This is a genomic window from Roseomonas gilardii, from assembly GCF_001941945.1.
Taxonomy (GTDB): Bacteria; Pseudomonadota; Alphaproteobacteria; order Acetobacterales; family Acetobacteraceae; genus Roseomonas.
Genome location: NZ_CP015585.1, coordinates 122,405 through 137,302 on the forward strand (window position 1 = coordinate 122,405; position 14,898 = coordinate 137,302).

General features: G+C 64.1%; 14 protein-coding genes and 2 pseudogenes. 9 read left to right on the plus strand and 7 right to left on the minus strand.

What is annotated here, in order from left to right:
• The first annotated feature begins 112 nt into the window (after nt 1–112).
• From RGI145_RS23300 to RGI145_RS23310, 3 genes are all read left to right on the plus strand, one after another.
• Nucleotides 113–751 carry a transposase gene (locus RGI145_RS23300; RefSeq protein ID WP_083671509.1) on the plus strand — a complete coding sequence of 213 codons (639 nt, stop codon included), beginning with the start codon at nt 113–115 and terminating at the stop codon, nt 749–751.
• A 63-nt stretch (nt 752–814) separates the two neighbouring features.
• Nucleotides 815–1,632, plus strand: a protein-coding gene (locus RGI145_RS23305; RefSeq protein ID WP_156878763.1) for an IS5 family transposase whose coding sequence is annotated in 2 segments (ribosomal slippage) — nt 815–1,559 and nt 1,559–1,632 — 819 coding nt in all. Because the reading frame shifts where the segments join, the coding sequence is not laid out codon by codon here.
• A 427-nt stretch (nt 1,633–2,059) separates the two neighbouring features.
• Nucleotides 2,060–2,794, plus strand: a complete 735-nt coding sequence (locus RGI145_RS23310; protein ID WP_075800922.1) for an IS6 family transposase — start codon at nt 2,060–2,062, stop codon at nt 2,792–2,794.
• Between the two features lie 55 nt (nt 2,795–2,849).
• Here the strand turns inward: RGI145_RS23310 and RGI145_RS23315 are convergent, their stop codons facing one another.
• The 3 genes from RGI145_RS23315 to RGI145_RS23325 all read right to left on the minus strand — a co-directional run bounded on the left by RGI145_RS23315 (nt 2,850) and on the right by RGI145_RS23325 (nt 5,357).
• The gene (locus RGI145_RS23315; RefSeq protein WP_075800923.1) at nt 2,850–3,611 is read right to left on the minus strand and encodes a creatininase family protein; all 762 of its coding nucleotides are present in this window, start codon (nt 3,609–3,611) and stop codon (nt 2,850–2,852) included.
• A gap of 452 nt (nt 3,612–4,063) precedes the next feature.
• Nucleotides 4,064–4,279: an integrase core domain-containing protein gene (locus RGI145_RS23320; RefSeq protein WP_257787125.1), complete on the minus strand. Its 216-nt coding sequence runs from the start codon at nt 4,277–4,279 to the stop codon at nt 4,064–4,066.
• Nucleotides 4,280–4,487: 208 nt separating this feature from the next.
• Entirely contained in the window at nt 4,488–5,357 is an 870-nt protein-coding gene (locus RGI145_RS23325) for a hypothetical protein (RefSeq protein ID WP_075800924.1), read from the minus strand.
• 112 nt (nt 5,358–5,469) lie between these two features.
• Between RGI145_RS23325 and RGI145_RS23335 the strand changes: the two are divergent.
• Nucleotides 5,470–6,832: pseudogene (locus RGI145_RS23335) on the plus strand (IS3 family transposase).
• A 74-nt stretch (nt 6,833–6,906) separates the two neighbouring features.
• Here the strand turns inward: RGI145_RS23335 and RGI145_RS25300 are convergent.
• Nucleotides 6,907–7,086, minus strand: a pseudogene (locus RGI145_RS25300) (transposase); the annotation flags it as partial.
• Nucleotides 7,087–7,275: 189 nt separating this feature from the next.
• Nucleotides 7,276–8,208: an NmrA family NAD(P)-binding protein gene (locus RGI145_RS23345; RefSeq protein WP_075800926.1), complete on the minus strand. Its 933-nt coding sequence runs from the start codon at nt 8,206–8,208 to the stop codon at nt 7,276–7,278.
• A 73-nt stretch (nt 8,209–8,281) separates the two neighbouring features.
• Here RGI145_RS23345 and RGI145_RS23350 point away from each other — a divergent pair, with 73 nt between their 5' ends.
• Entirely contained in the window at nt 8,282–9,109 is an 828-nt protein-coding gene (locus RGI145_RS23350) for an AraC family transcriptional regulator (RefSeq protein ID WP_075800927.1), read from the plus strand.
• 128 nt (nt 9,110–9,237) lie between these two features.
• Here the strand turns inward: RGI145_RS23350 and RGI145_RS23355 are convergent, their stop codons facing one another.
• Nucleotides 9,238–9,837 (minus strand): TetR/AcrR family transcriptional regulator, encoded by a 600-nt coding sequence (locus tag RGI145_RS23355; protein ID WP_075800928.1) that lies wholly within the window; start codon nt 9,835–9,837, stop codon nt 9,238–9,240.
• A 90-nt stretch (nt 9,838–9,927) separates the two neighbouring features.
• Here RGI145_RS23355 and RGI145_RS23360 point away from each other — a divergent pair, with 90 nt between their 5' ends.
• Nucleotides 9,928–10,938, plus strand: a complete 1,011-nt coding sequence (locus tag RGI145_RS23360) for an NADP-dependent oxidoreductase (protein WP_075800929.1) — start codon at nt 9,928–9,930, stop codon at nt 10,936–10,938.
• A 117-nt stretch (nt 10,939–11,055) separates the two neighbouring features.
• Here the strand turns inward: RGI145_RS23360 and RGI145_RS23365 are convergent, their stop codons facing one another.
• The gene (locus tag RGI145_RS23365; protein ID WP_075800922.1) at nt 11,056–11,790 is read right to left on the minus strand and encodes an IS6 family transposase; all 735 of its coding nucleotides are present in this window, start codon (nt 11,788–11,790) and stop codon (nt 11,056–11,058) included.
• Between the two features lie 69 nt (nt 11,791–11,859).
• Between RGI145_RS23365 and RGI145_RS23370 the strand changes: the two genes are divergently transcribed.
• From RGI145_RS23370 to RGI145_RS23385, 3 genes are all read left to right on the plus strand, one after another.
• On the plus strand, nt 11,860–12,063 hold the full coding sequence (locus RGI145_RS23370; RefSeq protein ID WP_075800930.1) for a hypothetical protein: 204 nt from the start codon (nt 11,860–11,862) through the stop codon (nt 12,061–12,063).
• Between the two features lie 44 nt (nt 12,064–12,107).
• Nucleotides 12,108–13,300 (plus strand): IS3 family transposase gene (locus RGI145_RS23380; protein ID WP_156878764.1). Its coding sequence is split into 2 segments (ribosomal slippage): nt 12,108–12,414 and nt 12,414–13,300, totalling 1,194 coding nucleotides; the frame shifts between segments, so codons are not numbered across the junction.
• A gap of 273 nt (nt 13,301–13,573) precedes the next feature.
• Nucleotides 13,574–14,761 carry an argonaute/piwi family protein gene (locus RGI145_RS23385; RefSeq protein WP_075800933.1) on the plus strand — a complete coding sequence of 396 codons (1,188 nt, stop codon included), beginning with the start codon at nt 13,574–13,576 and terminating at the stop codon, nt 14,759–14,761.
• The last annotated feature ends 137 nt before the right edge of the window (nt 14,762–14,898 follow it).

The following is a 14,898-nucleotide window of genomic DNA, read 5'->3' on the forward strand; positions in this document are numbered from 1 at the left end:
ACCCTTGTCAGGATCGCGCCTCACCGCCGTGGTCCCCCCGGCCGGGCTACGCCCGACCTACGGGACCACGGCGGCGATTCTCATCCTGATCGCCGGGCCGTTCTCATCCTGATTGCCGCGCAGCACTCCTTGGGCTGGTCGGATCTGGGCGCTGCCTTTCCTGTCCGCGCTGGCGCCCTCGGAGCGGTTCTGCCGCGAACGGGGGCAGAGGCACAAGAAGCTCACCGACTGGGCCCGCCAACTGATCCTGCAGGCCCGCCGCTGGCTTCCAGAGCGAGACATCGTGCTGGTCGGCGACAGCGGCTTTGCTGCCCTGGAACTCTTGGCTGCCCTGACCCGGGACAGGATCACCGGGGTCACGCGCCTGCGGCTCGATGCCGCGCTCCACGATCCGGCGCCACCCCGGCTGCCCGGCACCAATGGTCGGCCCCGGACCAAAGGGGCGCGGCGGCCCAACCTGTCGGAGGTGCTGGTCGGTGCCGATACGCGTTGGCAGCGTGTCGTGATCCCAGGCTGGTATGGTGAGGGCGAACGCAACATCGAGATCTGCTCGGCCACTGCCGTATGGCGTCATAGCGGAATGCCGATCCTGCCGATCCGCTGGGTCCTGATCCGCGATCCTCATCGCCGGTTCGAGCCGCAGGCCCTGCTGTGCACTGATCCTGATCGGACGCCCGAGCAGATCCTGTGTTGGTTCATCCAGCGCTGGCAGCTGGAGGTGACCTTTCAGAACCCGTTTCATAACGGCTGAGGCGGGGTGAGCGGCGGGGGTTCTGCGCGTTCGGAGGGTGTCTGACGTCCTTCGAGGTGGCCCATGTGGACCCCTGCCGCCCGCGCGCAGCTTGCGCGCGGCTCCCAGCCTTATGCAACGTGCCTGACCGATGCCGAGCGGGCCCTGGTCGAGCCCTTCTTGCCAAGCCCTGCAAAGACCGGACGACCCCGGTCCTGGCCGATGCGGCGGGTGGTCGATGCGATCCTCTACGTGCTCCGTACCGGCTGCGCCTGGGCGCATCTGCCCCGCGACTTCCCGCCGCCCGGGACCGTGCACCGTTGGTTCCTGCGCCTCTCGCGCCGGGGCACCTTCGAGCGACTGGCGCACGCCCTCATCATGGCCGACCGCGAGCGGGTCGGCCGAGAGGCCTCACCGACAGCGGCGGTGTTGGACGCCCAATCCGTCCGCTCGGGCGGTGTCGGCGTGAAAGGTGTCCGCGGCTACGATGCCGGGAAGAAGGTGACGGGCCGCAAGCGCCACGCCCTGGTGGACACGGACGGTAGGCTCCTGCTCGCCGCCATCTCGCCCGCCTGCCTGCATGACAGCCGAGGGGGTGCGGCCCTCCTGGCCATGTCGCGCCGCCCTTGGCCGTTCCTGGCCCGCTGCTTCGCCGACCGCGCCTACGCCGGTCCGCGTGTCGCCCGAGCCTCCCCCGTCGCCGTTACCATCATCGGCAGCGCACCCGGCCAGAAAGGCTTCGCCGTGCAACCCAGGCGCTGGGTGGTCGAGAGCAGCTTCGCTTGGTTCGGCCGCTGCCGACGCCTCGCTCGCGATCACGAGGCCACCGTCGTTCCGCCGTCGCCTTCTTCACCCTCGCCGCCGCCATGATCCTCGTCCGGCGTCTGGCTCAGCCGTTATGAAACGGGGTCTCAGGAAACCAGGGTGCATCTCGGTGTCGAGACCCAGCGGCAGCGGTCGGAGCTCGCCATCGCCCGCACGACGCCATGCCTGCTTGGGCTATTCTCGCTTGTCACCCTCCTGGCTGCCCAGCTCAGAGCCTCAGAACGCAATACCGCGGCAAGCAGCGTCTGGTATCACAAGGAACGTCCGACCTTCAGCGATACTCTCGCCGCCGTGCGACGTCACATCTGGTGCGAGCAAGATTTCCTCACATCCCGGCACAGCGGTCACAGCACAAAACCCCGGCGAGCGCTCCAGCACGTCTGGGCTTACGTCCTTTGTCACGCCGCCTGATGGCCAAAGTCGAGGTAAGAGGCGATGCCCTGTGGAGAGTAGGGGTTCTGTTGCATCGTTTGCGGGTCGAGGCGATCGCAGCCATGCTGGGACATGGCAAGACGGCGACTGGCGACACTTCGGGCGGATCTGACCTTCAAAGGCCGGCAGTTCACCGCCGAGGTGATCCTCTGGGCAGTTCGTTGGTACCTCATGTTCCCGATCAGCTACCGCGACCTCGAGCTCATGCTGCAGGACCGCGGTGTTGCCATCGCACACACCACCATCTTTCGCTGGGTCCAGGCCTATGCACCGGAACTGGAGCGACGGCTCCGGCCCTATCTGCGTATGTCCAACGGGTCGTGGAGAGTCGATGAGACCTATGTTCGGGTGAAAGGCCGCTGGATGTACCTGTATCGCGCGGTCGACAGCCGTGGTCAGACCATCGACTTCCTGCTCTCGGCCAAGCGCGACGCGAAGGCTGCAAAGCGCTTCTTTCGCAAGGCGCTGCGGCAGCCGCACACGGTAAACCCGCGCACGATCACAGTGGACAAGAACCCAGCTTACCCGTGCGCCACGGCGGAGATGAAGGCAGACGACGAGCTGTGGCGCTTCGCCCGGCTACGACAATGCAAGTTTCTCAATAACATTGTGGAACAAGATCACCGGCGCATGAAACGCTTGGTCAGACCAGGGCTTGGCTTCGGCGGTTTCGATACGGCGCGGCGAACACTGGCAGGCTACGAGGCGATGGCGATGCTCAGAAAGGAGCAGGTACACGAGGTAGGCGGACGAGACATGCGGGCCCAAGCCAGCTGTGTGGCCGAGTTGTTCCAGGTCGCCGCCTAATCCGAAACCTACCGCGGCCATTTGCGACTTGCTGCGAACTTTGCAACGGAACCCGTCAGGACGCCTCGTGCAGGCTCCGGATGATGGCGATGAGCTGTTGCATCACCGCCTCGGTGATGCGCCGCCCCTTGTCGGAACTGGCCAGAGAGGCATCGCCCAGCACGCCGGTGCCGTTGGACATCGCCCTGATGGTGCGGAACAGCGAGGCACGGCCGGAGATCAGCATCTCGGAATCCGCCCAGGGGAAGGTGGGCACGTAGTTCTGCCCGGCGATCAACGCCGTACGCACCGTATCCGGGACGGCGTGCATCATGATCGCCGTCTCGAACTCACAGGCATGGCCGACGCCGCCGAACCCGGATTCCCGGATCCGCTCCAGCTCCGCCGCCGCCATGCGCCACCATGTCAGAAACACGATGCGGCAGTCCGGATGGGCAGCACCGAATTTCTCCAAGATCACCTGGCCGATCGCTTGGTTTCCGCCATGGCTGTTAACAAGCACGATGTTGCGGAAGCCATGCGCAACCATGGATTCCAGCATGTCGCAGACATAGGCCAGCAGTGTCTCGTGCCGTACCGTCAGCGTACCCGGGAAATCCATGTGGTGGGCGGAGCAGCAGACCTTGACTTGCGGCAGCACCAGGACCGAGCTACCCAGCGCCTCATCCAGCTTCTGCATGAAGAAGCCCCCAATGGCGGAATCCGTGCTGAGCGGCAGGTGTGGTCCGTGTTGCTCGATCGAGGCGAGGTTCAGGACGACCGGCGTCGTGCGGCTCGTCCGGTCCAGTTCGGGCCAAGTCAGATCTTCCCAGTACATCGACGGCAAGCTCCTTGAGGAAGCTGTAGAGAGATAACCGAGCGGGCACGTATGAATTAGGGAGGCCCTTGCTGCGGCGTCTGCGCACTACTTTATCCAGTGACAAGCATCAGCGTCACAGGAGCGTCACATCAGGACAAGCCAATTGTTTGGTGGAATTTCCTTCAAAATATTTGAACTCATGCGGCGCGGACCAATAGCATGGTAACCTGACGCTCCACCCAAACGGGAATATGGCAGGTAATCCTCCCTCGAATTGGTGGTTCTCCCGCACTTTGCGTGGATTGGGCAGCGATGAGGGCGCGGCGACGGAGCAGCGCGAAGCTGGCGCGACCATACATGGTGCGTTTTAGCATCTTCAGCCGACTGATCTGTCCTGAACCGTCCCGGGTTTGCCGGAGGCCGGTGAGCTTGAGTCGGGCTGCCAGCAAAATCTCCTGTTGGGCAGTCTATTAGCGCGCTTCAGCCTCGGGCGGCGGGATGTTGCCGATCGGCTCGAGGAGGCGGCGGTTGTTGAACCAGTCAACCCAGTCGAGGGTAGCGAATTCGACGGCCTCCATGTTGCGCCAAGGGCCGCGTCGGCGGATCACCTCAGGCTTGAACAGGCCGATGACAGTCTCGGCGAGGGCGTTGTCATCCGGCAGACGACCCCGCCGCAACAGCTGCAAGCCAACGCAATCGACCTGTCAGCGCGTTTTGCCGCGGCCTCGGTCGCCTACGGCGGTAGCCTGCCTGGTCCCCCGCAACGAACGGGCCACGTCTCGTGCTACGTCCCGCGTGGATCCGACGATCTCCGAACGAAAGCGCGTTTCCCACGGCCTCGGTCGAACCCGCGCTAAGGCCCCCGACCGCGCAGCGCAATGCGGCCCATCACCCTTATCGCTCCTGGTCCCTGTCCTGATCCCGTCCGCGTTCTACCGCCGGCGGATCACGCTCCCGCAGAGCCTGGCGCAGCTGCTCCGCGGTCTTCGGCTCGGCCGGCTTGGTCGGCGCAAAGCTCTCCCGCAGCGCCTGCCGGCGGGCCTCCGCCTCTTGGCCAGGATCGGCAGCCTGTTCCCGCCCAAAGGCCGCCCGCAGGCGCTCGCTCCGATCCGGCGCCGCCGCAGCAGGCCGGAAGAACTCGCGCAGGCTGGTGCCGCGCTCCTGGCTCTCCGCCGGCTCAGGCTGGGTCAGACCGGCAAAGCGCTCCCGCATGACGACGATGGCCTGCTCGGCCCGGCCCCAGAGGGCCTCCAGCCACTCCCGCCCGTGCTCCATCCAGGCCCGTGCGTTCTCCGCCCAGGCCTTCTCCGTTGCGAAACCCCGCCGCTCCGCGAAGTCGAGGCTGCTCACCTTCGGCCGTGCCCGCCCCAGCCGCCGCGTCAGGGCGGCTTCATCGCGAAAATCGTCCCGCCCGGCATAAAGCGTCACCGCGTCCCGGTGCCGCGTCATCCCGACATAGGCCAGGTGCCGGTCCATGCCGCCGGAGGCCAGCACCCAGGCCCGGTCCACCGTCGCCCCCTGCGCCTTGTGCAGCGTCACCGCGTAGCCGTGGTCGATCTGTGTGTAGCGGGCCTGCTCGACGCTGACCCGGACGCCGCCGTCGAGCCGCGCCACCAGCCGCCCCGGTGCCGCCTGCTCTACCGTCGCCAGCGTGCCGTTCTTCACCCCGAGGTCCCGGTCGTTCTTCAGGAATACCAGCCGGTCCCCTGTCACAAAGGCGCGCAGGCCCCGCCCGGTCTGGAACGCGGCCTCCGCCCTCAGCATCCCGGCCCGCTGCCGCTCCGTCCGCACTGTCCGGTGTCAGCACCAATGGCACAGATTTGAGGTTGTGATGTAAGGAGGATCTGGGCTTCGTCGTAGTGACGAAGGAACGAAGATGAAGCCCAGATCCTCCATTGCGAAATCATCGGCGAAGGCCCCTGCGGAGCGGGTGGTGAAGGACATCCGGCGGCAGACCCGGCGCCACTTCTCGGCCGAGGACAAGATCCGCATCGTGCTGGATGGCCTGCGTGGGGAAGACAGCATCGCCGAGCTTTGCCGCAAGGAAGGCATTGCCCAGAGCCTGTACTACACCTGGTCGAAGGAGTTCATGGAAGCGGGCAAGCGCCGGCTGGCGGGCGACACCGCCCGTGCCGCGACCATCGGCGAGGTCCAGGATCTGCGCCGCGAAACCCGCGCGCTGAAGGAATGCGTGGCCGACCTGACGCTCGAAAACCGCTTGCTGAAAAAAAGCATGATCGCGGATGGGGAAGACGGCGAATGAGGTATCCCGCGTCAGAAAAGCTCGAGATCATCAGGATCGTCGAGCAGTCGCACCTGCCGCCCAAGCGCACGCTGGACAAGCTCGGCATCGCCCGCCGGACGTTCTATCGGTGGTATGACCGCTATCGCGAGGGCGGGCCGGAAGCGCTGGAAGATCGGCCATCCGCGCCGAGCAGGGTGTGGAACCGTATCCCGGCCGAGATCCACGACCGGATCGTCGAGCTGGCGCTGGAAGCGACCGATCTCAGCCCCCGCGAGTTGGCCGTGCGGTTCACCGACGAGCGGCGCTACTTCGTGTCGGAATCGACGGTCTACCGGCTGCTCAAGGCCCATGACCTGATCACCAGCCCAGCCTACGTCGTGATCAAGGCGGCCGACGCGTTCCACACCAAAACCACCCGGCCGAACGAAATGTGGCAGACCGACTTCACCTACTTCAAGATCATCGGGTGGGGCTGGATGTACCTGTCGACCGTGCTCGACGACTTCTCGCGCTACATCATCGCCTGGAAGCTGTGCACCAACATGCGAGCCGAGGACGTGACCGACACGCTGGACCTCGCCCTGGCGGCTTCCGGCTGCGACAGCGCCACGGTGCTGCACAAGCCCAGGCTGCTCAGCGACAACGGCCCCAGCTACATCGCCGGCGAACTGGCGGAATATATCGAGGCCCGGAAGATGAGCCATGTGCGCGGCGCTCCGATGCATCCCCAGACCCAGGCAAGATCGAACGCTGGCACCAGACCCTGAAGAACCGCATCCTGCTCGAAAACTACTTTCTGCCCGGCGATCTCGAAACCCAGATCGAGGCCTTCGTTGGACACTACAATCACCAGCGATACCACGAGAGCCTGGCCAACGTGACACCTGCAGACGCCTACTTCGGCAGGGCGCCAGCCATCATCAAACAGCGCGAAAGGATCAAGCGACAGACCATCGAACATCGGCGCTTGCAGCACCGCAAGATCGCCGCCTAACATCAACCCCCAGACGAGGCCCGCTCTCCGCTAATCTACGCCCCGATCTGCGCCAAATGTTCTGACGACGGACAGGCAATGCCTTCCTTGCGGCAAAGCTCGGCGATGCTGTCTTCCCCACGCAGGCCATCCAGCACGATGCGGATCTTGTCCTCGGCCGAGAAGTGGCGCCGGGTCTGCCGCCGGATGTCCTTCACCACCCGCTCCGCAGGGGCCTTCGCCGATGATTTCGCAATGGAGGATCTGGGCTTCATCTTCGTTCCTTCGTCACTACGACGAAGCCCAGATCCTCCTTACATCACAACCTCAAATCTGTGCCATTGGTGCTGACGCCGGACACTCTCAATCAGACCTTCGTCTGCAATAGAACTGTCGGTAATCAAGTTACTAAAAAACAAACCTTGTATGAGGTTCTCACATGGATTTCTTTAACTCAGCACCTATTATTTTGAGCACCACGTCAGGAAGGTCTCTGCTTTTGCGCCGTCCTTCCGCGCCTTCTCGATCAGCGGCCTGAGGGTTTCCTTGACGAATTCCTCCATCGTCGTGCGCAGCGCAGGACGATCGTCGCGGAACTTCACACGCCCATCGTTGAGCGCAGCCGAGGTGTTCTTATCATAGACCCACCGATCGAGCGTTCCGAACCTCTCCCGGAATACCGTCTCGATCTTGCGATCATTCGGATCGACGAAACGATAATCCACGTCTCTACCGAGTGCCCGGCTGATGATCGCGGCGATCTCGGTCATCGTGTAATCGGTGCCGAGTTGCTTCACAGATCGGTGCTGGCCAGTCGGCGTGTCGAACTCCTGCGCCGCGAAATCCGCGATATCCTGAATGGCCACCCAGGGAGCCTTGACATTGGGGTCGAGCGTCCAGCCAATCCTGTCGTGCTGTGCGATCGCGTCGACCCACCTGGACAGGTCCTGCATGAACCAGCCACCCTGCAGGTGCACCAGATCGATGTCGCGTAGCCGGTTGAGGATCTGATCCAGGATGTGGAAGCCCTGGAAATGGCCGGTGTTTCCGCTAACCTCGGAGCCCATTGCGGTCAGGCTCACGGCAAGTTTCACCGGGGAATCCCGAAGTGCGTCGAAAAACCGGAGCGCCACCGTGGGGTAGTGCCCATGAAGGTCCTCCGCTGCCCATATCGTCTTGACCATCAGGAAAGCAGCATCAGCGTCTTCGAAGAACTTGTTAAGATCACCAGTTCCTGTGTCGAAGCTGCCAAGGAACGGTTCCGCTCCCTTCGCGACAAGCGCATCGAGGGCGGCCCCTCCTCTCGAAAGAGCTTTGACCGAATGGCCTTTGGCCAAGAGCTTTTCGGTAAGTCTGGCGCCGATCCTGCCGGTCGCGCCAACCACGGCGATACGCATGGCTGATCTCCTGAAGTTGCTGAACCGGGATTCTAACGGATTGTGTCTCGAACAAATCCGGAGATAATGCCATATGATCTCTAAATCGGGCCAACCTTCGAACAAGCCGCCTCCCTGCAGTACCGCTTGCGATCTGAGCCTCTCGCATGGGCCGGCGATGGCGATCAGGATGGACTTCGCCGACCACGAAGCCGAGGGGCACCAGCACCAGCACCGGCAGGGTCAGCTGATTCTGGCGCTACATGGCGCGGTAACCTGCACGGCGGAGGGTGGGGTCTGGATCGTTCCGCCCGACTGCGGAATTTGGGTTCCCGGTGGCGTTCCTCACAGCAATCGGGTCACATCCAATGCTCGCCTGACATACCTGTTTGTCGAGCCCGGCGCGGCCATGCTTCCGGCTGAATGCTGCACGCTTGCGGTATCGCCGATGCTTCGGGAGATGATACACTGGATAGCGGACCTGTCGGAAAGCGATGCGCGCGACGCCCATGTCGATCGCCTCGTGCGGGTCATGCTCGATGAGCTCGCGCTGATGCCGCGGGAGAGGCTGGAGCTGCCCGTATCCGACCATCCAAAGATCGCCTTGATCGCGGCGGCTCTTTTGGCAGACCCCAGCGACCGCCGGACGCTCGGTCAATGGGCTGAGCATGTCGCGGTCAGCGAGCGATCGCTGAAGAGGCTCATGGTCCAGGAAACAGGATTGAGCTTCGGCCGCTGGCGCCGTCAGCTGCATCTGGTCATCGCGCTGCGGGAACTTGCCGGCGGAGCGACCGTCCAGCAGGTGGCAGGCGACTTGGGGTATGAATCCACGACGGCCTTCATCCTGATGTTCAAGAAGGCGCTCGGCACCACGCCATCGCGCTACTTTGCTGATCGGCTGTTGAGCGCCGGGCGTGCGTGAGACATTGCCCATCCGCGCTATCGGCGGCGACAATGCCAAATCAACTTTCTGCCTGACACCGGAGGACGCCGCCCAACGGCTGTCGCCGATCGGTGTCGACCGTGGCGGACGCGGAGATCGAGGACTGGCTAGCCATCGATTGGACGCGGCGGCTCGGACGACATGGCACCGGGCTTTCGGGGGCTCCTCATCAGGATTGCTTCCAAGATGATGCTGGCCAGACGGTCGGTACGCGGCGCAAGCGCGGGTTGGTCGGCGAGCCAGGCCAGCGCGCCGACGAACGCGAACAGGTCGGTCCCGTCGATATCGTTCCGCGCCAATCCTGCGGCTTGCGCCTGTGCGAGTAGCCGGGCGCCGGCACTGCGCATCGCAACGCAAGATGCATGCAGTGCGGACCCCGGGTCTTCGATGGCGGCGATCATGGATGCCGTGACGCCGCGATAGGCATGGGCTGCTGCAATCGTCTCGCGCAGCCAGGTCACGAGCGCCTCGTCGGGCGCGCTCGATGCCTCCAGATCATCCGCCCGTGCCGCCATCGCATCAAACTCGGTGCAAAGCAGTGCCTCCAGCAATGCCTCACGGGTGGGAAAATGGCGGTACATCGTCCCGAACCCCACACCTGCCCGGCGGGCGATGTCGCGCATCGACGCGCCAGCCCCGTCGCGAGCCACGATCTCGCGCGCGGTGGCGAGAAGCTGATCGTAGTTCTTCCGAGCGTCAGCTCGCATACCTCTGCCTTGCTAAGCGGGGTGGTGCTCCGTATATTCGGGGCGCCGACCCGCTTAGGGTAGCGCACCTGGCCCGGAGCAGATAGCGCAATGTCGATCGCGACGATGAAGGCAATCCGACTGCACGAGTTTGGCGGCCCCGATGTGCTGCGATACGAGGACGCGCCTAAGCCGGCGCCGAAAGCGGGCGAGGTGCTCATTCGGGTGCATGCGGCAGGCATCAACCCGCCCGACTGGTATCTGCGCGAGGGCATGAAAGCGCTTCCTCCGGAGTGGCGACTGCCGATCGCGTTGCCGGCCATCCCCGGCACCGACGTGTCGGGCGTGGTGGAGGCGGTCGCCCCGGGCGCCGAGACCTTTGCGGTAGGCGACGAAGTCTACAGCATGGTTCGCTTCCCGAGCTTCGGAGAGAGCGCCGCTTATGCCCAATACGTGACCGCACCTGCATCCGAGGTGGCGCGCAAGCCTGCTCGTCTCGATCATGTGCAGGCCGCGGCCGTTCCCATGTCGGCACTTACTGCGTGGCAGTTCCTGATCGACCGGGGTCATGACGAGCCCAATCCCCTTCAGCCCGAACGCCACCGTCCCGTTCCGCTCGATGGCAAGAAGGTGCTCGTCAATGGCGCTGCCGGCGGGGTCGGACACTTCGCGGTACAGTTGGCCAAGTGGAAGGGGGCACATGTCGTCGCTGTGGCGTCGGGCAGGCACGAGTCGTTCGTGCGCGGCCTCAGGGCCGACGAGTTTATCGACTATACCAGGACGCCTGCGGAAGAGGTCGCGCGCGATCTCGATCTCGTTGTCGACACGCTTGGTGGAACGACAACGGGCCGGTTCCTGCGCACCCTGAAGCGGGGGGGTGCGCTGTTTCCAGTGTTCCTGGGCTTCTCGGATCACGACGAGGCGGCGAGGCTCGGTGTCACCGTGTCCACGACCCAGGTTCGCTCCAATGGCGCACAGCTTGCGGAACTCGCACGGCTGTTCGATGCCGGGTCGCTTCGCGTCGGGATCGACAGCACGTTCCCACTTCACAATGCGAGCAAGGCACACGCCCGGGCTGCCGGAGGGCACATCCAAGGCAAGATCGTGCTGACGGTGAGCTAGGACGGAAGCCGTCGTGCGAGTTGGCAGGCAGGCACGACCAAGGGTACTTGCACGGACCTACTCTGGTTCCGTTGCAAAGTTCGCAGCAAGTCGCAAATGGCCGCGGTAGGTTTCGGATTAGGCGGCGACCTGGAACAACTCGGCCACACAGCTGGCTTGGGCCCGCATGTCTCGTCCGCCTACCTCGTGTACCTGCTCCTTTCTGAGCATCGCCATCGCCTCGTAGCCTGCCAGTGTTCGTCGCGCCGTATCGAAACCGCCGAAGCCAAGCCCTGGTCTGACCAAGCGTTTCATGCGCCGGTGATCTTGTTCCACAATGTTATTGAGAAACTTGCATTGTCGTAGCCGGGCGAAGCGCCACAGCTCGTCGTCTGCCTTCATCTCCGCCGTGGCGCACGGGTAAGCTGGGTTCTTGTCCACTGTGATCGTGCGCGGGTTTACCGTGTGCGGCTGCCGCAGCGCCTTGCGAAAGAAGCGCTTTGCAGCCTTCGCGTCGCGCTTGGCCGAGAGCAGGAAGTCGATGGTCTGACCACGGCTGTCGACCGCGCGATACAGGTACATCCAGCGGCCTTTCACCCGAACATAGGTCTCATCGACTCTCCACGACCCGTTGGACATACGCAGATAGGGCCGGAGCCGTCGCTCCAGTTCCGGTGCATAGGCCTGGACCCAGCGAAAGATGGTGGTGTGTGCGATGGCAACACCGCGGTCCTGCAGCATGAGCTCGAGGTCGCGGTAGCTGATCGGGAACATGAGGTACCAACGAACTGCCCAGAGGATCACCTCGGCGGTGAACTGCCGGCCTTTGAAGGTCAGATCCGCCCGAAGTGTCGCCAGTCGCCGTCTTGCCATGTCCCAGCATGGCTGCGATCGCCTCGACCCGCAAACGATGCAACAGAACCTGACGGCGGACCCGAGGAGATGGCCCTTGGGTTCGCGTTCCTTGAACCCACGCGTGCCAACTTCAACGCGGTCGTGCAGGCGCTTATGCAGGGCCGGGCTGAGCGGGTGCTCAAGGAGGTGCAGGAGATCGAAGGGGAGCTGAGGGCAGGCAAGGCCAGCCTTGAGACGCTTCAACGCGCCCTGAGCTACTTCGGACGTGCGGGTGATCTTCCTTCGAATTGATGGACACCCCTGAGTAAGCTCCTTGGGAGCGAGGAAGGTGTCCGATGAGCAAGACGCGGCGAGAGTTCACGCCGGAGTTCAAGCAGGAGGCGGTCGCGCTGTTGCGTTCCAGCGGCCGCCCGCTGACGCAAGTCGCGGGTGAGTTGGGGATCCAACCCTCCATGCTGCGCAGCTGGCGGCGGCGGCAGAATGGCGAGGCACCGCAGCCGCAGCCCATCGCGGCAGGCACGAGGTCCATCACGGCGCCATCCGCTCTGGCGTCTTCGCCGGCGGATCAGGCCGCCGAAATTGCACGCCTGCGGCGCGAGCTGGAGCGCGCACGCCTTGAGCGTGACATTTTAAAAAAAGCCATCGGCATCTTCTCGGAGCCCCCGAGATGAGGTTCCGCGTCATCGCCGCCCATGCCGATACCTGGCCAATCCGCACCGCCTGCCGTGTGCTTGGCGTCTCCAGCTCGGGTTACTACGCCTGGCGGGCTCGCCCTGATAGCGCGCGAGCCCTGGCCAACCAGCAGATCCTAACCGACATCCGGCGCCTGCACGCCAGCCACCACGGCCGCTACGGCAGCCCTCGCCTGCAGGCCGCCTTGCGTGCCGAGGGGCGCCTGGTCAGCCGCGGCCGGGTCGAGCGGTTGATGCGAGGTGCCGGGATCCGGGCGATCGCGGGCCGGCGCTGCCGCCCGGCAACGACTAACAGCCGCCATACCCTTCCGGTCGCCCCGAACCTGCTGGATCGGCAGTTCGCTGTCACCCGTCCCAACACGGTCTGGCTGGCTGACATCACTTATCTGCCCACCGGTGAAGGCTGGCTCTACCTCGCCGCCGTGCTCGACCTGGCCACCCGCAAGGTGGCTGGCTGGTCCATGCGCGAGCACATGCCTGCGGAACTCACCTGCGCCGCACTCGCCATGGCCATCCAGCGGCAGCGGCCAGCTCCCGGCCTGCTACAGCACTCGGATCGCGGCTCGCAGTACGCTGCTGACGATTATCGTCGGCTCCTGAAGGCAGCTGGGATGCGGCAGTCCATGAGCCGCCGCGGCAATTGTCTCGACAATGCGCCTATGGAGAGCTTCTTCCACACGCTGAAAGTCGAACTCGTCCAGCAGCGCCGATGGGACACCCGGGATGAGGCTCGGCGCGACGTGTTCGCCTACATCGAGAGCTACTACAACAGGCAGCGCATCCACTCCGCCCTGGGCTACAGGACCCCCGAGCAGATGGAGAACGCTGCCGCCTGATCCTTGTCCATCAAATCAGAGGAAGATCAGGGCCTTCAGATCGCCGATGGTGTGCCTCTCCAGTTTGAGAGTCCACTTGACCAAGCGGAGTCAGTGCCATTTCCGCCAGCTGAGGTGTTCCAACGGCCCACGTTCTCGTTCGACCCAAGCGGCTCTCGCAATGACAACTGGACTCAGAGGCAGCTCGATAAGACCGGGCCCTACGATAGAGCGACTTTTGAACGAAAGCGGCCGAGGATTGCTGTCATCTGCGAGGCACGCCGGCGCGGTGCCATGGCAGAGACGGTCGCGCACTTCCTTGAGGGTCTCCCCGAAGTTCAATCTCACAAAGGCTTTGTACCCCATGCGACGGGGCTGCTGGGCCGCTTCCGGCTTCAGAAGCCGCAAGTTGAATTCTTCGAGGCCAAGGATGACAGCGCTGACGCCTACGCTGAAGCCGCCCGTAACGCTCTGTCTGCGGCCGCCACTCGGGACCAGCCATGGGATCTAGCCCTGGTGCAGGTCCAGCGATCCTGGAAGGATCGTCCTGCCACCAGTAGCCCTTACTGGTGGGCGAAGGCTGCGTTCCTGCGGCGCGACGTGCCAGTGCAGGCACTCTCCGCCGAGATGATGGCCATGGGCGACTTCGAGTACGCCTGCGCTTTGGCAAACGTCAGCTTGGCCACTTACGCCAAGCTCGGCGGTACCCCTTGGCTGCTGAAGGCCCGGCCCTCGACAGATCACGAGCTTGTCTTTGGCCTCGGATCTCATACCCACAAGGAGCGACGTCGAGGTGCAGGGGAACGGGTCGTCGGGATCACGACCGTGTTCTCTAGCCAGGGTAACTATCTACTAGATGCCCGAACGGCTGCAGTACCGTTCGACCGCTACCCGGAGGCACTGCGCGCCACGCTCATCGAGGCGGTCAAGCGCATACGGCAAGAGGAGGCCTGGCGCGCGGGCGACACGGTGCGCTTGGTCTTCCATGCCTTCACCCAGATGCGACAAGAGACTGCGGATGCCGTGGTTGCCGCTGTGGAAAGCATGGGCCTGAGTGGGGTGAAGTTCGCCTTCCTCCATGTGGCCGAGGACCACCCATTCACGCTGTTCGACCACGCCTCAGCGACTGGCAAGGGTGCCTATGCGCCCGAGCGTGGGCAGGCCGTAGAACTCAGCGACCACGAGTGGCTCCTTTCCCTCACCGGACGGGATCAGATCAGAGCCGCGTCGCAGGGCATCCCTGATCCGGTGCTACTCCGCCTGCACGAGAAATCGACCTTTCGCGACATGCGAACGCTGACGCGTCAGGTATCGGATTTCGCCTGCCACTCCTGGCGTACTTACGAACGAGCTAGGCTCCCGATCACACTCCTCTACGCCGACGAAATTGCGAAGCAACTCGCAGGCCTCGAGCGTACCCCGGGATGGGACCCCGATACCGCAGTAGTTGGCGCGGTGATGCGCAGGCCTTGGTTCTTGTGAGCGCCGGCCCCACCATCCCCCAGATCAGGGCCGGCCTAATTGCGGCCGCCGAGCCGACGCCATTCTCGGCCATTCATGTGCAGGCTTTCCGAGCCTGGCTCCTGGATGAGCAGAACCGATTGAGCGAACTGCCCGGG